This is a genomic window from Sinorhizobium americanum, assembly GCF_001651855.1.
Lineage (GTDB): Bacteria > Pseudomonadota > Alphaproteobacteria > Rhizobiales > Rhizobiaceae > Sinorhizobium > Sinorhizobium americanum.
Genome location: NZ_LNQC01000081.1, coordinates 50,217 through 69,202, shown reverse-complemented (window position 1 = coordinate 69,202; position 18,986 = coordinate 50,217). Strand labels below are relative to the sequence as shown.

Below are 18,986 nucleotides of genomic sequence, written 5' to 3'. Positions count from 1 at the left end.
ATGCAGGAAAAGCTTACATTCATGTCCGACGGGCTGAAGCTCTCGGCCGTCCTTCACGTTCCTGATCAACGCAAGCCCGGCCAGCGGCTGCCGGCCTTCATCGTCTGCCACGGCTTCGTCGGCTCGAAGGACGAGAGCCACGCCCAGATCCAGGCCGAAATGATGGAGGCCTTCGGCTATGTCGCGCTGCGGTTCGATTTCCGCTGCTGCGGCGAAAGCGAAGGCGAGCGCGCCCAGGTCCGCTGCTTCGATCAGGTGGCCGATGCCAAGAATGCGCTGACTTTCCTAGCGGGGCGTGAAGAAGTCGATCCCGAGCGCATCGGCATTACCGGTCACAGCTTCGGCGCCGCCGTGTCGGTCTATGCCGCCGGCGTCGATGACCGTTTCGCCTGCTGCCTTTCCTCCTGCGGCTGGGGCAATGGCGAGCGCAAGTTCCGCGGCCAGCACCCAACCCAGGAATCCTGGGACAAGTTCATCGGCATTCTCGAAAACGGCCGCAGGCACAAGCAGGAGACCGGCGAAAGCCTGTGGATGTCGCGCTTCGACGCCGTGCCGATCCCGGAGCACCTGCGCAAGAATCTCTCGCCCAAGGCGATCATGGAGATCCCCGTCGAAACCGCCTGGTCGATGTACAACTTCCGTGCCGATGACGTCGTCGCCAATATCGCGCCGCGCCCGCTGCTCCTGTTCCACACCGCAAACGACATCATCACGCCGACGATCGAATCCGTGCGGATGTTCGAGAAAGCGGGGCAACCGACCGAACTCATGCTCATCGACACGACGGCGCATTTCCCGCTGGCGCCCAACGACGCGCCGCGCACGAAAATGATGCTCAAGGGCTGGCTCGACAAGTTCTTCCCCTCACCGCTCGGAGCCGCCGCATGAGCAACGAACTGGCCAGGAGAGTGATTGCCAAAGATACCTTGGAAGCGTTCTCCGCGTCGCTGCTGGAGGCAGGCGGGTTCAGGGGGGACTACGCCCGCCAAACCGCCGGGCTTCTGGTCTGGGCCAATCTGCGCGGGGCGGATTCGCACGGCGTCCTGCGCATTCCCCGTTACATCGAGATGGCGGAACTCGGCATCGTCAAGGGCGATGCGAAGCCGGAACTGTCGCGGGAATTCGGGGCCGTCGCGATGATCGACGGCGATCACGTGCCGGGCGCCGCCGGCATGTCGATGGCGGCCGACAAGGCTGCCGCGCTTGCGGAGAAATTCGGCGTGGGCCTTTGTTCCATCATCAGAACGAGCCACGCCGGAGCGGTCGGCTATTTCACCGAGAGAGTTGCACGGGCCGGCAAGGTCGGCATCGCCATGACGGCCTCGAAGCCGCTGATGATCTATCACGGCTCCAGGGTCGAAGGCGTCTCCACCAACCCGATCTCGATCGCCGCGCCCGGTCGAAACCCGACCCGCCCGATCGTCCTCGACATGTCGACGGCAGCGGTGGCGCTGGGCAAGGTGATGGCGGCGAAGGACGCCGGCAAGTCCATCCCACCAGATTGGGGGGTGGATGCAGCCGGCATCGCAACCACAGATCCGGCAAAGCTCAAGGCGGTCTTGCCGATAGCGGGACCAAAAGGCTCCGGGCTTTCGCTGATGATCGAGATTCTGGTGAGCCTTCTCGGCGGCAATCCGCTCATTTCGGCCGCCCTGACCGACAACAGGGACAGCGGGTTCAACGGACTGGTGATTGCGCTTGATCCGAAGGCCTTCGGTGTTGGCGAGGATTTCGAGGAGGAGGTCGATCGGCTTGCCCGCGCCATCAAAGCCTTGCCGCCGGCCGAAGGAACGGACGATGTGCTGCTCCCCGGAGAGCGTGGCTTCCTGCTGGCGGAGAAGCGGCTTCGGGAAGGCATTCCGCTCGCCGGGGGCACGATCGACCGCCTTGCGGCGGAAGCCGCCAAGCAGGGCATAGCGATTCCGACAGAACTCCGCTGACGCGGCGGCGAACGACTTGCAAAATCTGATGCGCCCCCCGGGCCCGTAGTTGTCATCGCCAATCAGTGTCCATTCCGTTACTCTTTAAACAGCTAAAGGAAGAGCGGCGCCTAGAACCGGCATGGGGCCGGCGGAGTTTCGCGCCGCCCGTCGCCGGTTGGCGGAGCGATGAAACCGCACTGGATGCTCTTGGCTGCTCCCTATCTCCTCGCCGCCGGCACCGCCGGGACGCAGGAGCCTGTAGCCGTCGACCTTCAGCTGGTCCTGGCCGTCGACGTTTCCTATTCGATTGGATTGGACGAACTGCGGCTTCAGCGGACAGGCTATGTGGAGGCGTTTCGCAGGCCCGAGATAGTGAGGGCGGTCGGGACGGGGCGGCTCGGCAGGATTGCGGTGACCTATGTCGAGTGGGGCGGCAAGGCCGTCCAGGTGCTGCCCTGGACGCTGATAGAGGGCCAGCAGAGTGCGGCACAGTTTGCCGAGGCCTTGCGCCGCCAGCCAATCAGACGGATCTCGTTCACCTCCATCTCCAATGTGCTTGCCTTCGCGCGTAGGCTTATTCACTTGAGCCCCTATCGGGGAAGCCGACGCGTCATCGACATATCGGGCGACGGACCCAACAACGCCGGGGTACCGGCGCCGGTTGCCCGCAACAGCACCGTTGCCCAGGGGATCGTCATCGACGGGCTGGCGATCATGCTGAGAGACAAGCCGGATTCGGCCTCGATTCCGGACCTCGATGCCTATTACAATCAATGCGTCGTCGGCGGAGAGGGGGCGTTCGTCATGAAGGTATCGGAGGCCAGTCAATTCTCGGCCGCTATTTTGGCCAAGCTCACGGCCGAGATTTCCGGACTGAAGGTCAGCGGCGCCCGGCAGCCCCGTCCGGAACCTGCCGGATATGCGCCGTCCTACAATTGCTTCATAGGCGAAGAGATGCAGGAGCGTTCCATTGGAAGGTAGGTCTCCCGCAGACCCGTCGGCTCGACCGGAGACAGCGCCTCAACGGCGGACCTCGGAGAATCCACCGCGTCGGGCCGCCTCGAGCAAGCGGTCGCAAGGCGGTTCGGCCAGCCCCTCACGGGCAAGCGCGCGCAGCGTCTCGGCGACGGTATCAAGACCCTGGGCCTCCGCATGGTGCATCGGCCCGCCGCGCCAGCGCGGAAAGCCGTAGCCGTGGATTTTCACAAGGTCGATATCGGACGGCCTGAGCGCCGTGCCGTCTGCAAGGATGCGTGCCCCCTCGTTGACCATCGGCCAGAGGATGCAGTCGGCAATGGCGTTCTCGTTCCAGTCCCGCCGAGGCAAGGCCTTCGCCTCCCCGGCGATGACCGCCGCGACCGCTTCCGAAGGCCGCGGAGTGCGGTCGCCAGGCTCGTAGTCATACCAGCCACCGCCGCTCTTCTGGCCGTAGCGCTCGATCGCGCAGAGGCGATCGGCAATCGGCGCGAAGCACGCCTCGCCGCGCGCACGCGCGGCCTTGCGCTGGAACGCGGCGATGTCGAGCCCGCCGAGATCCTGCGCCTCGAACGGCCCCATCGGCAGCCCGAAGGCGCGCATGGCAGCGTCGACCGCCGTAGGCGTGGCGCCGGAGAGCAGCAGCCGCTCGGCCTGTGCTCGGGTGATCTTCAAGATGCGGTTGCCGATGAAGCCGTCGCATATGCCGGCGCGCACCGGGATCTTGTTCAGCATCCGCGCCAGCGAGAAGCCGGTTGCCAGAACCTCCGGCGTCGTCGCCTTGGTCGGCACGATTTCCAAGAGCTTCATCACATGCGCCGGGCTGAAGAAATGTAAGCCGAGGAAGCGCTCCGGCCAGCGGATGCGCTCTGCGATCCGCTCGGGATCGAGATAGGAGGTGTTCGTCGCGAGGATGGCATCCTCACGGCAGCTGTCGGCAAGACGCGCAAAGACGTCCCGCTTCACGTCCAGATCCTCGAAGACCGCCTCAATGGTGAAATCGACATCGGCGAGCGCCGCGTAATCCCTCGTCGCGGTGATGCCCGTTATCCGCTCGGCAGCCACGTCGGCGGAAATACGGCCGCGCTTTGCCGCGCCGTCGAAGATCGCCCGCACGTTGGCGAGCCCTCTTTCGATCGCCCCATCGTCGCGCTCGACCAGGATCACCGGCAGGCCGGCATCGCGCAGCGCCGCGGCGATGCCGGCGCCCATGGTGCCGCCGCCGATCACGGCCGCCGAACGGATCATGCACGGCGTCAAACCGGCAAGCTCCGGCGGCCGGGTCGCTGCCCGCTCGGCGAAGAACACGTGGCGGAGTGCGGCGGCCTGCGGCGAGCCGCGCAGCGTCAGGAACGTCTCGCGCTCGAAAGCGATCGCCGCTGCGAAATCCGTCTCGGCCGCGCGCCGCACGCAGGCAAGCGCTTTCAGCGGCGCCTCTTCCCGCTTGGCGCGGGCGGAAACGGTCCTTTCCGCTGCCTCCCAGAAGCCCACAGGAGGTACCGCGACGGGGCGATCGCAAAGCGCGTCCGGCAGCGGCCGGTCGAGAATAGAGCGTGCAAAGGACACGGCACCGGTCACAAGATCGTCCTCGATCAACGAGTCGATCAGTCCGGCCACGTGGGCCTTGCGCGCTCCGAGCGGCGTCCCCGTCGTGACCATGTCGACCGCCGACTCGACCCCTGCGAGCCTCGGCAGGCGCACCGTCCCGCCGGCGCCCGGCACGATGCCGAGGCGGACCTCAGGCAGTCCGACGCTTGCCGAGGGAACCGCGACGCGGAAGCGGCAGCCGAGGGCGACTTCGAAGCCGCCGCCGAGCGCGCTGCCATGGATGGCGGCGACCCACGGCTTTGCCGCCCGCTCGATCCGTGACACGAGATCGGGCAGTTGCGGCGGCATCGGGGGCTTGCCGAATTCACCGACATCGGCGCCGGCGATGAAGGTGCGCCCGGCGCAGGTCAGTACGATCGCCTTCACCGACGGGTCGGCATCGAGCGCCTTCGCCGCCTCAAGAAGACCCTGGCGCACGACCTGCGACAGCGCATTGACCGGAGGATTATCGACGGTGACGACGGCGATCTCCCCCCGGTGTTCGATTTTGATTGTCATGTCCAGTTTCCCCGATCGACGCCTTGGATCATAACGCATCTCCTCCCGGGAAGGTCGCTCCGGCGTGTCCAAACGCTATTGCAAGGCTAAGGTCCGCTCGAACGGCAGCCTGAGTGCCGCGACGCCGCACCACCTGCCTTAGATGCATTTATTATTGACTGACCGGTCGGTTTATGCAACGGTTTTCTGCCCCGGATCCAGCTGGCGGCAGGGAGGAACCATGGCCGAATCCGACACCGTTCTGTCGGCGCTTGAAGCCGGCGTGCTGCGCCTGACGCTAAACCGCCCCGACAAGCTGAACGCCTTTAACGAGGAAATGCATCTCGCGCTGCGCGCCGGTTTCGAGCGCGCTCACTCGGATGACACGGTGCGCGCCGTGCTGCTCACGGGCGCCGGGCGAGGCTTCTCCGCCGGCCAGGATCTCGGCGATCGCGACCCGCGCAATCACGGCGCTCCCGACCTCGGCCACACGATCGAGACCTTTTACAATCCGCTCCTCAGGCTGATCCGCAGCCTCGAAAAGCCTATCGTCTGCGCCGTCAACGGCGTCGCCGCCGGCGCCGGCGCCAATATCGCCTTTGCCTGCGACATCACCATTGCCGCCCGCTCCGCCCGCTTCATCCAGGCCTTTGCGAAGATCGGGCTGGTTCCCGATTCCGGCGGTACCTGGAGCCTGCCGCGGCTGATCGGCGAGGCGCGCGCCAAGGCGCTGGCGTTGACGGCAGAGCCGCTCGATGCGGAGACAGCGGCGAACTGGGGGCTTATCTGGCGCGCCGTCAACGACGCGGCGCTGATGGACGAGGCCTGCGCCCTTGCCGCCCGTCTCGCCGCCGGCCCGACCAAGGGGCTTGGCATGACCAAGCGGGCGATCCAGGCCGCTGCCGTCAATTCCTTCGACGAGCAGCTCGAGCTCGAACGCGACCTGCAGCGTCAAGCCGGCCGCAGCGGCGACTATGCCGAGGGCGTGACTGCCTTCCTCGATAAGCGCAAGCCGGAGTTCAAGGGGAGATGATGGACGCGGCAAGAATGAACGCCGAGGAACTCGCCAGCGCCTGTGCCCGTGTCATGTGGGACGACGATCAGGCCTCGCAGCGGCTCGGAATGACGCTCGATCGCGTCGCGCCCGGTACGGCGACAATCTCGATGACGATCACGTCGGAGATGACCAACGGTCACGGCATCTGCCACGGCGGCTACATCTTCACCCTCGCCGATTCCGCCTTCGCCTTCGCCTGCAACAGCTACAATCAGCGCGCGGTCGCCCAGCACTGCTCGATCACCTACATCGCCCCGGCCCTCGAGGGCGACCGGCTTACGGCGGCGGCCAGCGCGGTTTCGCGGCGCGGCCGGGGCGGCATCTATGACATCCGCATCACCAACCAGCGCGGCGAACACCTCGCCGAGTTCCGCGGCCACTCGCGCACTGTCAAGGGCACGCACCTGCCACAGGCAGATGGCAAACCGGAAGCGTGAGCGCCGCCACGCTTTGAAATGCTGCATGATTCCGCGAGGCCAACACGGACATCATGCGGAGGACAATTCCCGGAGGAGAGATTCATGGAAGACCTTTCGCCCCGCCCCGGCGATCTCGACCCGATCGAAACCGCCTCGCGTGACGAGATCGCGGCGCTTCAATTGGAGCGGATGAGGTGGTCGCTAGCCCATGCCTATGAGAACTCGCCCTTCTACCGCGCGCGCTTCGACGCGACGGGCGTCCATCCCTCCGACCTGAAGACGCTCGCTGATCTCGCGAAATTCCCCTTCACCACCAAGCAGGACCTTCGCGAAACCTATCCCTTCGGCATGTTCGCCGTTCCGCGCCAGAGGATCTGCCGCATCCACGCCTCTTCGGGCACCACGGGCAAGCCGACGGTGGTCGGCTACACACTCAAGGACATCGACACCTGGGGGGCGGTCGTCGCCCGTTCCATTCGCGCCTCCGGCGGCAGGCCGGGTGACATCGTCCACATTTCCTATGGCTACGGTCTTTTCACCGGCGGCCTCGGCGCCCATTACGGTGCGGAAAGGCTCGGCTGCACCGTCGTGCCGATTTCCGGCGGCATGACCGAGCGGCAGGTGACGCTGATCGCCGACTTCAAGCCGCGCATCATCATGGTGACGCCCTCCTACATGCTTTCCATCCTCGACGAGTTCCGCCGTCAGGGACGGGACCCGCGCGAGAGCTCGCTCGCCGTCGGCATATTCGGCGCCGAGCCATGGACCAACGCCATGCGCGAGGAGATCGAGCGGGCCTTCGACATGCACGCCGTCGACATTTACGGTCTTTCGGAGGTCATGGGCCCGGGCGTCGCCAACGAATGCGTGGAAACCAAGGACGGCCTGCATATCTGGGAAGATCATTTCTATCCCGAGATCATCGATCCGGTGACCGGCGACGTGCTGCCGGACGGCGAGATGGGCGAACTCGTCTTCACGACGCTGACCAAGGAGGGCCTGCCGATGATCCGCTATCGCACCCGCGACCTGACGCGGCTCCTGCCCGGCACCGCGCGTTCGATGCGCCGCGTCGAGAAGATCACCGGCCGCTCCGACGACATGATGATCCTGCGCGGCGTCAATGTCTTCCCGACCCAGATCGAGGAGCAGATCCTGAAATGCCACGGCCTGGCGCCCCATTTCCAGATCGAGCTGACGCGCAAGGGTCGGATGGACACCATGACCGTTCACGTCGAATGCACGATCGAGGCAGCGGACGAAACCGCGCGAGCCGGCTCGGAGAGCGAACTCGCCCACCACATCAAGAGCGTCGTCGGTGTCAGCACGAGGATCGAGATACACGATCCGGGCGGCGTCGCACGCTCGGAAGGAAAAGCAAAAAGGATCGTCGACAACCGCCCGAAGGAATGACAGGCGCAACGGCACTCGCGGGCAACAGAAACGGGAGGACTTTACGGTTCTCCCTTATTCGTGGGATTGGCTAGGTAGAGAGTTTGAGCAGGATCAACATGGCACGAACACGCGCAGTCGATTTCGAGGAAAAGCAGCGTGGCATTCTGACAAGCGCCGCGGCGGTCTTCGCCGAAATGGGGATGGAAAAAGCCTCGATGGCGCAGATCGCCGCGCACAGCAACGTCTCGAAAGCACTGCTCTATCACTATTATCCGAGCAAGGACGCGCTGATCTTCGATATCGTTCGCACGCATCTGGCCGAGCTCGATGCGGCAATAGAAGCTGCCGACCGGCCGGATCTCGCTCCGGGGGAGCGGTTGCGGCTGCTCGTGCGCCAGGTGCTCGAAAACTATCGCGACGCCGACGACCAGCACAAGGTTCAATTGAATGGAACGAGCGCGCTCTCGCCCGAGCAGATGGCCGAGATCCGCACCATCGAGCGCCGCATCGTCAAGCGGTTCTCGAGCGTTCTCAACGACATCAATCCGATTCTCAACAAGGATCGTCCCCTGCTGATGCCGGTGACGATGTCGCTCTTCGGCATGATGAACTGGGTCTATATGTGGTTCCGCCCCGACGGCCCGATCAGCCGGGACGAATATGCCGAGATCGCCACGACGCTGATCCTGGAGGGCGTCAAGGCGGTGCGCTGACTTTTCGCCTTACAGCGAGGGCCGCACCCTAGGCGCCACTCGCTATCCTCTCGTCTTCGCCACCATCGTCAATACATCGTATTGCGCCACGGTCGCGCCGGTCTGGTTGGTGACGCGGCAGTCCCAGCGGACCTCGCCATGCTCCGCATTGATCCGCGGATTGATCTCCTTGCAGGTGAGCCGGACCTGCAGCGCGTCGTCGGGATAGACCGGCGTCAGGAGGCGCAGGTTGTCGACGCCGTAATTCGCCAATACTGGCCCCGGGGCGGGATCGACGAAGAGACCGGCGGCGAAGGAGACGATCAGATAGCCATGCGCGACGCGTCCGTCGAAGAACGGATTGGCGCGGGCCGCCTCCTCGTCCATATGGGCGTAGAAGGTGTCGCCGGTGAAATTGGCGAAATGCTCGATATCTTCGAGCGCCACCGTGCGGGTCGCCGTCACCAGCTGGTCGCCGATCCGGAGCTCGGCAAGCGACTTGCGGAACGGATGTTCGCCGTCGGCGCGCACCGGGGCACCCTCGATCCATCGGCCGGTAACCGCCGAGAGCAGCCCTGGCGCCCCTTGGACGGCCGTGCGCTGCATATAGTGCTTGACGCCCCGGATGCCGCCGAGCTCCTCGCCGCCGCCGGCCCTTCCCGGGCCGCCATGGACGAGACCCGGCAGCGGCGAACCGTGCCCGGTCGAGGTCTTGGCGCTCGCCCGGTTGCCGATCATCACCCGGCCATTGAACGGCGCAATGCCGAGCACCAGTTCCTCGGCAATGCGAGGGTCATTGGTGAAGACGGAGGTGACGAGGCTGCCCTTGCCGCGCTTCACGAGGTCCACCGCTTCTTCCGCGGTATCGTAAGGCATAACGGTGCTGATTGGACCGAAAGCCTCGATATCGTGCACGGCCCGCGCGGCGCCGGGCTTGCCGCAAAAGAGCAGGACCGGATTGAGGAAGGCGCCGGCTTCCACGTCGCCCGAAACAACCTGCGGGTTCGCGGGATCGCCGGCGACGATCTCCGCATCGGCGGCAAGATCGCGGATGCGCGCTCGGACCTCCTCGCGCTGCCCCAAGCTTGCAAGCGGCCCCATCCGGACGCTCTCATCGGCCGGGTTGCCGAGGGCAACCTTGCCGAGCCGCTCATCAAGGGCCGCGATCAGAGCGTCGGAATGCGCACGCGGCGCGATCACCCTGCGGATGGCGGTGCATTTCTGCCCTGCCTTCGCGGTCATCTCGCGGGCGACTTCCTTGACGAAAAGCTCGAATTCCTCCGTTCCCGGACCTGCGTCGAGACCGAGGACGGCCGCGTTGAGGCTATCGGCCTCCATCGTGAACCGCACGGAATTCTCGATGATCGCGGGATGCATCTTCAGCTTGCGCCCGGTTACGGCCGAGCCCGTGAAGGTGACGACATCCTGGCCATCGACATGATCGAGGAGATCCCCGACAGAGCCGCAAACCAACTGGACCGATCCCTCCGTCAGAAGTCCGGTCTCCACCATCCGCCGCACCATCAGCTCGGTGAGATACGCGGTCTGGCTTGCCGGTTTCACGATCGCCGGCATGCCCGCAAGCAGCGTCGGCGCCAGCTTCTCGAGCATCCCCCAGCAAGGGAAGTTGAAAGCATTGATGTGGATCGCCACGCCTTCGAGCGGTGTCAGGATGTGCCGGGCCGAAAACGTGCCGTCGCGCGAGAGCGTCTCGACCTCGCCATCGGCGAGTACGCGGGTGTTCGGCAATTCCCGCTTGCCCTTGGATGCGTAGGAGAACAGCGTGCCGATGCCGCCCTCGATGTCGATCCAGCTGTCCGTCCTCGTGGCGCCGGTGGCGGTCGAGAGTGCATAGAACTCCTCTTTTCGGTCCATCAGCGCCTGAGCGAGCGCCTTCAGCATCGCCGCCCGTTCATGGAACGACATGCGACGGAGCGCCGGGCCGGCCTTTTCGCGCCCGTAGGCGAGTGCGGCGGCAAAGTCGATGCCGCTCGAATCGATCAGCGCCACCGGCGCGCCGGTCGCGGCGTCGAGCAGGGCCACGCCGTCCTTGGCACCCCGCGTCCAGACGCCGCCGACATAGCTTTCAAGCCGACGGGGACGATCTGCCAGTATGTACATCGGATATTCCTTCCGTCAGTTCAGGTTCAGTGCGGCGAGCTCGGCGTCGATCGCCTTCTGCCACTCGGCGAGCAGCGCCTCGTTGGGGGTGTGACGCAACCCAAGCCGGGCGAGCATGTGGTAGCGGGTCGAGCCGGAAAGACCGAAGCTCGCGGCAACCCGCGGACGCCAATAAGCGAGCGCTTCCCGGGCAGCGCGGCGCCCCTCCTCCGTCTCGGCAATTCGCTTCAGCCCCTCGATGCCGAGCTCTGCATGGCGGGTTTCGCGCGGCAAAATCGACCGGAGAACCTCGGCAAGTGGCTGATAGGAGATGCGCGCCAGTTCGCCGAGCTGGATGACGACCGCCTTGCCCATCAGCACGTTCATGACGACCGCATCGATCCAGCCCTCGAGCGGGTAGTGGAGGACCGAAAGCCGCATGTCGCCGCCGCGGCGCTCGGCACCGATATCGGCATCGCGGGGAAGCCGCGCCGACCACGGGTGATGGACCGCATAACGCGCCGTATCGGCGCCAAAATCGCCCATGATCTCGAGCACCCGGCCCGCATGGTCCGCCTTTTCCAACACGATCCGCGCCGCCGCGATGCGCTCCTTGATTCCCGGAGCATCGTTGATGACATCGGCGAAGCCGGCCGAGCCCGCGAGTTCGCTGTCGACGAAGCTCGCCATCAGCCGGAGAAGCTCGCCACGGTAGCGCGGCGGCACGTTGTCCGGCGAGGTGAGCAGGCCGCCCTGGGCAAGATAGTCCTCGATCGGCATCGTTTCATCGGACATGGAACTTCTCCCTGGGAGCATCACTGGTCGTAGCTGACGACGATGCGGTCGCTCAGCGGATAGCATTGGCAGGTCAGCACATAGCCCTGCTCAACCTCGTAGTCCTCCAGCGCATGGTTGATCTCCATCTCAACCTCGCCCTCGACCACCTTGGCGCGGCAGGTGGAACAGACGCCCGCCTTGCAGGCGTAGGGCGCATCCATCCTGTTTTCGAGCGCGGCTTCGAGCAGGCTCTGCCCCTGCTTCGGAAAGCTGAAGTTGCGGGTCGCACCATCGAGGGTGACGGTCGCCTCGCAACTCGATTGCCTGTCGGCACTGGCAGCGCTTGCGACCTTGCGCCGTGCACGGCCGGGCTGCGAGGAGGCGAACAACTCGAACTTGATCTGCTCGTCGCGGAGCCCGTGCGCGCGAAGCGCCGCGGCGATCGCCAGCATCATCGGTTCCGGACCGCAGATGAAGACAGTGTCGACCGATTTCAGATCGATCCAGCTGCGGAACAGCGCTTCGCATTTCTCCACGTCGACGCGTCCGGTGAAGAGGTCGATATCCTGGGCTTCGCTCTCGAGGACATGCAATGCCGCAAACCGCCCGAGATAGAGGTTTTTGAGATCTTCGAGCTCCTCGCGAAACATGATCGAGCTGACATGACGGTTGGCATAGACCAGCGTGAACTGGGACCGCGGCTCGCGTGCAAGCGTCGTCTTGATGATCGAGAGGACCGGCGTGATGCCGCTGCCGCCGGCGAAGCCGAGATAGTGTTTTGCCACATCCGGCTCAATCGGCGTGAAGAAGCCCCCCATCGGCGGCATCGCCTCCAGTACCTCGCCGCGTTCGAGCTCCTCGTTCGCCCAGGTGGAGAAGCAGCCCCCGTCGACGCGCTTGATGCCGACCCTCAGCACACCCTCGTCCTTTCCGGCGCAGATCGAATAGGAGCGGCGCAACTCCTCGCCGTCGAAAATCCGGCGAAACGTCAGGTACTGACCTTGCGTGAAATCGAAGGCGGCGCGGTCTTCTTCCCGCGGCGCGAGCGTCACGACCACGGCATCGCGCGTTTCGCGCCGGACTTCGGTGACTTGCAGCGGGTGGAAACGTGCCATTTAAGCGGGCCTCACTCTGGATCGCGTCAGATGCACTTGAAATAATCGAAGGGTTCCAGGCAGTCGGAGCAGCGATAGCTCGCCTTGCAGGCGGTCGATCCGAACTGGCTGATCTTTTCGGTCCGTGAGGACCCACAGCGGGGACAGCCAACCGTCAGGCTCGAGCGACCGGAGAGACGGTCGAGCCGCTTGAGCAGCGTTACGTCCGCGGCAGTACCGTCGACCGGCGGCGCGATCCCATAGGTCTTGAGCTTGCTGCGGCCCTCGGCACTGATCCAGTCGGTGGTCCAGGCGGGTGAGAGCCGGCGTTCGAGCCGTACACGCTGGAGCCCCTTTTCCTTGAGCGCCCGTTCAATGTCCAGGTTGATCACCGTCGTGGCGGGACAGCCCGAATAGGTCGGCGTCACCGTCACCACCAGCGTGTCGCCGTCCCAGGCGACATCGCGAATGATGCCGAGATCAGTAATCGAAATGACCGGAATCTCCGGGTCGGGCACTTGCGCCAGCCATTCCCAGATATCCTCGATCGACGGGAGCGTCGCGGTCGCCATGTGAGCCTCCTACCAGGGGGCGCCCGGATAGGCGCGCTGCAGGAACTGCAGCTCGGCGAGCACGTAGCCGAGATGTTCCGTATGGATGCCGCGCTTGCCGCCCTTGTGCATATGGCCCTCGGCGGGCTTCTTCAGCGTCGCCTCGGAGAGCGTTTCCGCAACCAGCGCATCCCATTCCGCCTTGAGGCTTGCGGGCGGCGCCACGCCGGCAGCGACAAGGGCTACGTCGGAGGCTTCGTTCACGAACATCTCGCCGGTATAGGGCCAGAGATCATCGAGCGCTTCCTGCATGCGCGCGTGGCTTTCCGCCGTTCCGTCGCCGAGCCGGACGACGAGGTCGCGGCTGCGCTCGATATGGTAGGCCACTTCCTTGGACGCCTTCTCGGCGATCGCGGCGACGCGCGCATCGGAAGAGCCTAGCAGCGCCCCCAGACAGAGATGGTGCCACGCGTCGAAGAGAAACTGGCGCATCAGCGTCTTGCCGAAATCGCCGTTCGGACGTTCTGTAAGCAAGAGGTTACGGAAATCGCGCGCGTCCCGGAGATAGGCAAGATCGTCCGCGCTGCGGCCCTTGCCTTCGACCTCGCTCGCGAGACTCAGCCACAACTGCGTTTGGCCGATAAAGTCGAGCGCCGTGTTGGCGAGCGCAATGTCTTCTTCCAGCGCCGGGGCGTGGCCGCACCATTCCGAAAGGCGATGGCCGAGGACAAGGGTGCTGTCGCCCATGCGCAGCAGGAATTCGAAGAGTACGGCCCGGTCGACGGTAGTGTCCGTCACGGTTGCGCTACCCATTACATGTGCCCCACTTCGTCGGGAATGTCGAAGAAGGTCGGATGGCGGTAGACCTTCGAGTTCGAAGGCTCGAACAGCGGCCCTTTTTCGGAGGGCGCGCTGGCGACGATGTCGCTCGAACGCACCACCCAGATGCTGACGCCCTCATTGCGGCGGGTGTAGACGTCGCGGGCGTTGTTGATCGCCATTTCCGCGTCCGGCGCATGCAGGCTGCCCACGTGTCGGTGGTTCAGGCCGTGCTGGCCGCGGATGAAAACCTCCCAGAGGGGCCATTCGCTGGACATGTTGCTATCTCCCTGTCGCTACTCGGCGGCGACCGACTTGGCGCGCCGAGCCGCTACTTTCTCGGCATGCGCCGTCAGACCATCGCGGAACCAGGTGCCATCCCCCCAGGCCTTCCTGCGCGCCCCGAGGCGTTCGGCATTGCAAGGGCCATTGCCGGCGATCACCTCGAAGAACTCGCTCCAGTCCGGCTCGCCGAAATCATAGCCGCCCTTCTCCTCGTTCCACTTGAGGTCCGGATCGGGAACGGTGAGTCCGAGGTACTCGGCCTGAGGCACCGTCTGGTCGACGAACTTTTGACGAAGCTCATCGTTGGAGTTCTGCTTGATCTTCCAGGCCATCGACTGGGCCGAGTGGACCGAGGCATCGTCGGAGGGGCCGAACATCATCAGCGACGGCCACCACCAGCGGTCCAGCGCATCCTGGACCATTTCCTTCTGCGCCGGCGTGCCTCTCACCATCTTCGCCAGAATGTCGAAGCCCTGGCGCTGATGGAAGCTTTCCTCCTTGCAGATCCTCACCATGGCGCGCGCATAAGGCCCGTAGGAACAGCGCTGCAGCGGCACCTGGTTCATGATCGCCGCGCCGTCGACCAGCCAGCCGATGGCTCCGATATCTGCCCAGGAGAGCGTCGGATAATTGAAGATCGAGGAATATTTCGCCTTGCCGCTGTGCAACTGCTCATACATCTGGTCGCGGCTGATTCCGAGCGTCTCGGCGGCGCAGTAGAGATAAAGGCCGTGGCCGGCCTCGTCCTGGACCTTCGCAAGCAAGATCGCCTTGCGTTCCAGCGTCGGCGCGCGGGTAATCCAGTTGCCTTCCGGCAGCTGACCGACGATCTCCGAATGGGCGTGCTGGCTGATCTGTCGAATGAGCGTCTTGCGATAGGCTTCCGGCATCCACTCCTTTGGCTCGATCTTTTGGCCCGTATCGATGCGCTGCTGGAAGACCCGCTCTTGCGGATCCATTTCGTCGAGACCCTTGATGCGGGCAGCGTCGGTTTTCACCATTTGCGCATACATGGTCCTACTCCTCCGTCGGGCGCGCTCGAGAATGATGGCAATGCCTGCCGACGCCGATGCACATGGTCCACAGCGCATAGCGGCCGCCCTGGCGATGAAGGTGATATATGGCGGCCGTCACTATGCGCGCCGCCCGTGCTGAGCGGACGAACCTGCTCACTTTGCCGCGGCCCCGCGCGCCTGGTTGCCTGCGGCCACTGCCTGCAGATCGGCGCGGCTGACGCCGAAATCCTCGAACACATTGTCGGCGGTCTCCGGCAGGGAATCAACACGGAAGGCCGCCCGGAGCTTCGGGCTCGCGAAGCACCGGACGATGCTGATGTCCCACAAAGGTTCATAGGGGTGCGCGCCGCAGATGAAAGCCTCGGGCATGTGATCCCTCCTACCGGATCGCCAAGTTTCATTAACCGACCGATCGGTCAGATATAGCGTAAGTTATGTCACATTTCAACGGCGATTCCAGATTTTTTTGTGACATATCGGGAGAGCTGGCCGCCGGGACGAGCCTGTGCGTCATTCCCGCGGCCTCGCAGCGGCAAAGGCCGGACTGCTATCGCACCATAAAGGATGAGAACGCCACCTCGCCGATCATCATCAGCTTCAGGCGCGACGAAAGGCCGAATCGAAGAGATCAAGCAGTTCATTCGCGAAATCTACGCAGACAACCCGCCTTGGCTGCAACTGCCCAACGTGCAGATCGACGATGCGTGAGGCGTCCGATCCGCTGCCGCGATGAAGGTCAGCAAGCGTCATTGGCGCAGCTAATCTGTGCTTCCCGCCCAAAGCGGCCCTTACGTCGGAACGCTCAGCCCCACCTTGATCCGGTCCATGGCGACGAAGGTGCGGAAGCGTTTGACGTTGTTATTGCCGAAGAACAGGCGGCGGGTGAGCGCTTCGTAGTCGGCCATCGAGGGCACGACGATGACGAGGACGAAGTCGGCTTCGCCGGTCACGTAATAGCATTGCTGGATTTCCGCGGCGGCGGCGAATTCGCGCTTGGCCTGCTCGATCTGTTCCGCCGTCTCGCTGATGACCTCCACCTCGACGAAGATGGTAATTGCCTGGCCGACGGCGCCGGGCTCGATAACGGCGACATTGGCGCGAATGACGCCCTCTTCCGTCATGCGCTTGATGCGCCGCTGTACAGCGGGTGCCGAGAGGTTGACGGCCTCGCCGATCGTCCGTTGCGGCGTCGTGTTGTCGCGCTGCAGGATTTCGAGAATCTTGCGGTCGAAGGCATCGAGCTGCGGTGCGCTAGAGGGCGGCATGGTAGCTCCTGCGAAACAAACTTGCAAAACGAGGGTCGAATATCAGCGCCTTTTTCGTGTCCTTTGCAATATGTTTTCAACAAACAACAAGCGAGGCCTTCATGTTCATCCTCAATACGAATGCGGACTATCGACGACCGCTCGAACCGGCGGATGCGGCGATCCTCGGCTTGGACGCGGCCGCGGGCGTGGAACGCCACCTCAGCTTCCGCGACCAACACGCCGAGACGCCGCTCGTCTCCCTACCCGCTCTCGCAGCCGAAACCGGCGTTGCGGCCATCCATCTCAAGGACGAAGGCCAGCGGCTGGGGCTCGGCAGCTTCAAGGCGCTGGGTGGCGCCTATGCCGTCATCCGCCTCGTTCTCGAAGAAGCGGAAGCAAGGCTGGGAAGGCCGGTCGATATGCCCGAGCTCTATTCCCCTGACATTCGCAAAATCGCCGGGACGATGACCTTCGCCTGCGCCACCGACGGCAATCATGGCCGGTCGGTCGCCCAGGGCGCCGAGCTCGTCGGGGCGCGGGCGGCGATCTTCGTCCATGCCGGCGTTAGCGACGAGCGTGTGGCGGCGATCGCGCGCTTCGGGGCCGCGATGATCCGTGTCGCGGGAAGCTACGACGACTCCGTCAAGGAGGCCGCGCGTGTTGCCGATGAACGCAACTGGACCATCGTCTCCGACACCTCCTGGCCGGGTTACGAGCGCATTCCCGGACTGGTGATGCAAGGCTATACGGCTCTTGTGCGCGAGGCGCTCAGGCAGATGCCTGCGCCGCCGACCCATGTCTTCATTCAGTCCGGCGTCGGCGGCATCGCCGCTGCGGTCGCCGGCCATCTGGCGATCATGCTCGGTGAGCGGCGGCCGGTCTTCGCCGTCGTCGATCCGGCGCGGGCCGCCTGCCTGTTCGAGACGGCGCGGGCCGGCCGGCCCGTGACGGTGCCGCATGGCGAACCGACCGTCATGGCAATGCTGGAATGCTACGAGCCGTCGCTCGTCGCCTGGCGCATTCTGTCGCGCGTCGCCGATGCCTTCATGACCGTCGGCGAGGAGGACGCCGTTGCGGTGATGCGGCGGCTTGCCAATCCCCTCGGAACCGATCCGGCCGTTGTCGCCGGCGAGAGCGGCGGTGTCGGCCTTGCCGGATTCCTGAAGGCCGTTGCCGATCCCGAAGTGAAGGCGGCGCTTTCCATCGGCGCGGAATCGCGCATCCTCCTGGTCAACACCGAGGGCGCGACCGATCCGGGCAAATACCAAGAAATCGTCGGGCTTTCGCCTTGTGAAGTCGTGAGGTGAAGCATGAGCAATCATTCCATCAATGTCGCCCGGCTGCTAGGCCGGCTTTCCGAACTCGGTGCGATCGGCCGCGATGCGGATGGCAGGCTGGTACGCCTTGCTGCATCCGATGCGGACCGGGAGGGCCGCGACCGGTTCGTCTCATGGATCGAAGCGGCCGGCCTCGAGGTCGCGGTGGATCGGATCGGCAATATCTTCGGCATCTGGGCTCCGGCAGACGTTACCGACGTCCAGCCGCTGATGCTCGGTTCGCATATCGATACGGTCATCGATGCTGGGATCTATGACGGATGCTATGGCGTGCTCTCGGGTCTCGAAGTCATCGAGACACTGAAGGAATCCGGCTTCGTGCCGACGCGCCCCATCGTCGTTGCCGCCTTCACCAATGAGGAAGGCGTGCGCTATGCGCCCGACATGATGGGGTCGCTTGTCTATGCCGGCGGGCTCGATGCCGATGCGGCGCTGGCCACGATCGGAACCGACGGATCGAAGCTCGGCGACGAGCTCCGGCGGATCGGCTATGCGGGCGACAGGGTACCGGGCTTCCTAAAGCCGCACGCCTATATCGAACTGCATATCGAGCAGGGACCGGTGCTGGAGCGCGAGGGCGTCCCGCTCGGCGCGGTCGGAAACCTCCAGGGCATTTCATGGCAGCGGGTGACGATCGAAGGCGACGCCAATCATGCCGGAACGACGCCGATCTCCATGCGCCGCGATGCCGGCCACGCGGCCGCGCGCGTCGTCATCTTCCTGCGGGAGCGCGCCAAGGCCGCGAACACGCCGACGGTGGCGACCGTCGGCTGCATGGAATTCGAGCCCAACGCCATCAATGTCATCCCCTCGCGCGCGACATTCACGGTCGACCTGCGCGACCCGGACGAGGAGCGGCTGAACCAGGAAGAAGCCGCCCTTGCCCGCTTCCTCGAAACGCTCTCGGACGAAGAGGATGTCACGATAACGGTGGAGCGACTGGCGCGTTTCCAGCCGGTGAAGTTCGATGAACGGATCGTCGCTGCCATCGAGGCTGCCGCCGAGGCGCGCACCCTGCCTTGCCGGCGGGTGACGTCGGGGGCCGGCCATGACGCGCAAATGATCGCGCGGATTGCGCCCACGGCGATGATCTTCGTGCCGAGCATGGGCGGCATCAGTCATAACCCGAAGGAATCCACGGCGGACGATGACCTGATCGCGGGCGCCAACGTCCTGCTCGATGTCGTTCGCAAAATGACGGAAGAGGAATAGGCG

Annotated in this window: 19 protein-coding genes; 9 read left to right on the top strand and 10 right to left on the bottom strand. The window is 64.6% G+C overall.

Features of this window, described 5'->3' with window-relative positions; all coding sequences use genetic code 11:
- The 3 genes from ATC00_RS28770 (at nucleotide 1) to ATC00_RS28760 (ending at nucleotide 2,903) form a co-directional block, all read left to right on the top strand.
- On the top strand, nucleotides 1-888 hold the full coding sequence (locus ATC00_RS28770; protein ID WP_037387783.1) for an alpha/beta hydrolase: 888 nt from the start codon (nucleotides 1-3) through the stop codon (nucleotides 886-888).
- Entirely contained in the window at nucleotides 885-1,940 is a 1,056-nt protein-coding gene (locus ATC00_RS28765; RefSeq protein ID WP_037387785.1) for an Ldh family oxidoreductase, read from the top strand. Before ATC00_RS28770 ends, ATC00_RS28765 begins: the two co-directional genes overlap by 4 nt.
- 168 nt (nucleotides 1,941-2,108) lie before the next feature.
- Nucleotides 2,109-2,903, top strand: a complete 795-nt coding sequence (locus ATC00_RS28760; RefSeq protein ID WP_037387787.1) for a DUF1194 domain-containing protein — start codon at nucleotides 2,109-2,111, stop codon at nucleotides 2,901-2,903.
- 39 nt (nucleotides 2,904-2,942) lie between these two features.
- Here ATC00_RS28760 and ATC00_RS28755 read toward each other — a convergent pair whose 3' ends face one another.
- Nucleotides 2,943-5,003 carry a 3-hydroxyacyl-CoA dehydrogenase NAD-binding domain-containing protein gene (locus tag ATC00_RS28755; RefSeq protein ID WP_037387789.1) on the bottom strand — a complete coding sequence of 687 codons (2,061 nt, stop codon included), beginning with the start codon at nucleotides 5,001-5,003 and terminating at the stop codon, nucleotides 2,943-2,945.
- 220 nt (nucleotides 5,004-5,223) lie between these two features.
- Here ATC00_RS28755 and paaG point away from each other — a divergent pair, with 220 nt between their 5' ends.
- From paaG to ATC00_RS28735, 4 genes are all read left to right on the top strand, one after another.
- On the top strand, nucleotides 5,224-6,015 hold the full coding sequence (gene paaG, locus ATC00_RS28750; RefSeq protein ID WP_037387791.1) for a 2-(1,2-epoxy-1,2-dihydrophenyl)acetyl-CoA isomerase PaaG: 792 nt from the start codon (nucleotides 5,224-5,226) through the stop codon (nucleotides 6,013-6,015).
- A complete protein-coding gene (gene paaI / locus ATC00_RS28745; protein WP_037387793.1) occupies nucleotides 6,012-6,476 on the top strand; it encodes a hydroxyphenylacetyl-CoA thioesterase PaaI in 465 nt (154 codons plus the stop codon). The genes paaG and paaI overlap by 4 nt, the downstream gene beginning before the upstream one ends.
- A gap of 84 nt (nucleotides 6,477-6,560) precedes the next feature.
- Nucleotides 6,561-7,871 (top strand): phenylacetate--CoA ligase PaaK, encoded by a 1,311-nt coding sequence (paaK, locus tag ATC00_RS28740; protein ID WP_037387795.1) that lies wholly within the window; start codon nucleotides 6,561-6,563, stop codon nucleotides 7,869-7,871.
- A gap of 98 nt (nucleotides 7,872-7,969) precedes the next feature.
- Nucleotides 7,970-8,566 carry a TetR/AcrR family transcriptional regulator gene (locus tag ATC00_RS28735; RefSeq protein WP_037387797.1) on the top strand — a complete coding sequence of 199 codons (597 nt, stop codon included), beginning with the start codon at nucleotides 7,970-7,972 and terminating at the stop codon, nucleotides 8,564-8,566.
- A 42-nt stretch (nucleotides 8,567-8,608) separates the two neighbouring features.
- On the opposite strand, the gene paaZ is transcribed toward ATC00_RS28735, so the two are convergent.
- The 9 genes from paaZ to ATC00_RS28690 form a co-directional block, all read right to left on the bottom strand.
- On the bottom strand, nucleotides 8,609-10,666 hold the full coding sequence (gene paaZ / locus ATC00_RS28730) for a phenylacetic acid degradation bifunctional protein PaaZ (protein ID WP_037387799.1): 2,058 nt from the start codon (nucleotides 10,664-10,666) through the stop codon (nucleotides 8,609-8,611).
- 15 nt (nucleotides 10,667-10,681) lie between these two features.
- Complete coding sequence (locus ATC00_RS28725) at nucleotides 10,682-11,440, bottom strand: Phenylacetic acid catabolic protein (protein ID WP_037387801.1); 759 nt, start codon at nucleotides 11,438-11,440, stop codon at nucleotides 10,682-10,684.
- Nucleotides 11,441-11,460: 20 nt separating this feature from the next.
- A complete protein-coding gene (gene paaE, locus ATC00_RS28720; protein ID WP_037387803.1) occupies nucleotides 11,461-12,537 on the bottom strand; it encodes a 1,2-phenylacetyl-CoA epoxidase subunit PaaE in 1,077 nt (358 codons plus the stop codon).
- Nucleotides 12,538-12,563: 26 nt separating this feature from the next.
- Complete coding sequence (gene paaD, locus ATC00_RS28715; RefSeq protein ID WP_037387805.1) at nucleotides 12,564-13,088, bottom strand: 1,2-phenylacetyl-CoA epoxidase subunit PaaD; 525 nt, start codon at nucleotides 13,086-13,088, stop codon at nucleotides 12,564-12,566.
- 9 nt (nucleotides 13,089-13,097) lie between these two features.
- Nucleotides 13,098-13,880, bottom strand: coding sequence for a 1,2-phenylacetyl-CoA epoxidase subunit PaaC (paaC, locus tag ATC00_RS28710; protein WP_064255308.1), 783 nt, complete (start codon nucleotides 13,878-13,880; stop codon nucleotides 13,098-13,100).
- On the bottom strand, nucleotides 13,880-14,164 hold the full coding sequence (gene paaB / locus ATC00_RS28705; RefSeq protein ID WP_026614670.1) for a 1,2-phenylacetyl-CoA epoxidase subunit PaaB: 285 nt from the start codon (nucleotides 14,162-14,164) through the stop codon (nucleotides 13,880-13,882). Before paaB ends, paaC begins: the two co-directional genes overlap by 1 nt.
- A gap of 18 nt (nucleotides 14,165-14,182) precedes the next feature.
- A complete protein-coding gene (gene paaA / locus ATC00_RS28700; RefSeq protein ID WP_037387812.1) occupies nucleotides 14,183-15,184 on the bottom strand; it encodes a 1,2-phenylacetyl-CoA epoxidase subunit PaaA in 1,002 nt (333 codons plus the stop codon).
- Between the two features lie 156 nt (nucleotides 15,185-15,340).
- Nucleotides 15,341-15,556, bottom strand: a complete 216-nt coding sequence (locus ATC00_RS32705) for a hypothetical protein (RefSeq protein ID WP_037387814.1) — start codon at nucleotides 15,554-15,556, stop codon at nucleotides 15,341-15,343.
- 419 nt (nucleotides 15,557-15,975) lie between these two features.
- The gene (locus tag ATC00_RS28690; RefSeq protein ID WP_037387816.1) at nucleotides 15,976-16,452 is read right to left on the bottom strand and encodes an Lrp/AsnC family transcriptional regulator; all 477 of its coding nucleotides are present in this window, start codon (nucleotides 16,450-16,452) and stop codon (nucleotides 15,976-15,978) included.
- 101 nt (nucleotides 16,453-16,553) lie between these two features.
- Here ATC00_RS28690 and ATC00_RS28685 point away from each other — a divergent pair, with 101 nt between their 5' ends.
- Together ATC00_RS28685 and ATC00_RS32410 are read left to right on the top strand one after the other, a co-directional pair.
- Nucleotides 16,554-17,741 (top strand): diaminopropionate ammonia-lyase, encoded by a 1,188-nt coding sequence (locus ATC00_RS28685; RefSeq protein ID WP_064255307.1) that lies wholly within the window; start codon nucleotides 16,554-16,556, stop codon nucleotides 17,739-17,741.
- 3 nt (nucleotides 17,742-17,744) lie between these two features.
- Entirely contained in the window at nucleotides 17,745-18,983 is a 1,239-nt protein-coding gene (locus ATC00_RS32410; RefSeq protein WP_064255306.1) for a Zn-dependent hydrolase, read from the top strand.
- The last annotated feature ends 3 nt before the right edge of the window (nucleotides 18,984-18,986 follow it).

Coding starts and splice junctions, on each gene's coding strand:
- ATC00_RS28690 (WP_037387816.1), bottom strand. CDS start 16,452: ATGCCGCCCTCTAGCGCACCGCAGCTCGATGCCTTCGACCGCAAGATT.
- paaZ (WP_037387799.1), bottom strand. CDS start 10,666: ATGTACATACTGGCAGATCGTCCCCGTCGGCTTGAAAGCTATGTCGGC.
- ATC00_RS28735 (WP_037387797.1), top strand. CDS start 7,970: ATGGCACGAACACGCGCAGTCGATTTCGAGGAAAAGCAGCGTGGCATT.
- ATC00_RS28755 (WP_037387789.1), bottom strand. CDS start 5,003: ATGACAATCAAAATCGAACACCGGGGGGAGATCGCCGTCGTCACCGTC.
- ATC00_RS28725 (WP_037387801.1), bottom strand. CDS start 11,440: ATGTCCGATGAAACGATGCCGATCGAGGACTATCTTGCCCAGGGCGGC.
- ATC00_RS28685 (WP_064255307.1), top strand. CDS start 16,554: ATGTTCATCCTCAATACGAATGCGGACTATCGACGACCGCTCGAACCG.
- paaA (WP_037387812.1), bottom strand. CDS start 15,184: ATGTATGCGCAAATGGTGAAAACCGACGCTGCCCGCATCAAGGGTCTC.
- ATC00_RS32410 (WP_064255306.1), top strand. CDS start 17,745: ATGAGCAATCATTCCATCAATGTCGCCCGGCTGCTAGGCCGGCTTTCC.
- ATC00_RS28760 (WP_037387787.1), top strand. CDS start 2,109: ATGAAACCGCACTGGATGCTCTTGGCTGCTCCCTATCTCCTCGCCGCC.
- ATC00_RS28765 (WP_037387785.1), top strand. CDS start 885: ATGAGCAACGAACTGGCCAGGAGAGTGATTGCCAAAGATACCTTGGAA.
- ATC00_RS32705 (WP_037387814.1), bottom strand. CDS start 15,556: ATGCCCGAGGCTTTCATCTGCGGCGCGCACCCCTATGAACCTTTGTGG.
- ATC00_RS28770 (WP_037387783.1), top strand. CDS start 1: ATGCAGGAAAAGCTTACATTCATGTCCGACGGGCTGAAGCTCTCGGCC.
- paaI (WP_037387793.1), top strand. CDS start 6,012: ATGATGGACGCGGCAAGAATGAACGCCGAGGAACTCGCCAGCGCCTGT.
- paaB (WP_026614670.1), bottom strand. CDS start 14,164: ATGTCCAGCGAATGGCCCCTCTGGGAGGTTTTCATCCGCGGCCAGCAC.
- paaD (WP_037387805.1), bottom strand. CDS start 13,088: ATGGCGACCGCGACGCTCCCGTCGATCGAGGATATCTGGGAATGGCTG.
- paaK (WP_037387795.1), top strand. CDS start 6,561: ATGGAAGACCTTTCGCCCCGCCCCGGCGATCTCGACCCGATCGAAACC.
- paaG (WP_037387791.1), top strand. CDS start 5,224: ATGGCCGAATCCGACACCGTTCTGTCGGCGCTTGAAGCCGGCGTGCTG.
- paaC (WP_064255308.1), bottom strand. CDS start 13,880: ATGGGTAGCGCAACCGTGACGGACACTACCGTCGACCGGGCCGTACTC.
- paaE (WP_037387803.1), bottom strand. CDS start 12,537: ATGGCACGTTTCCACCCGCTGCAAGTCACCGAAGTCCGGCGCGAAACG.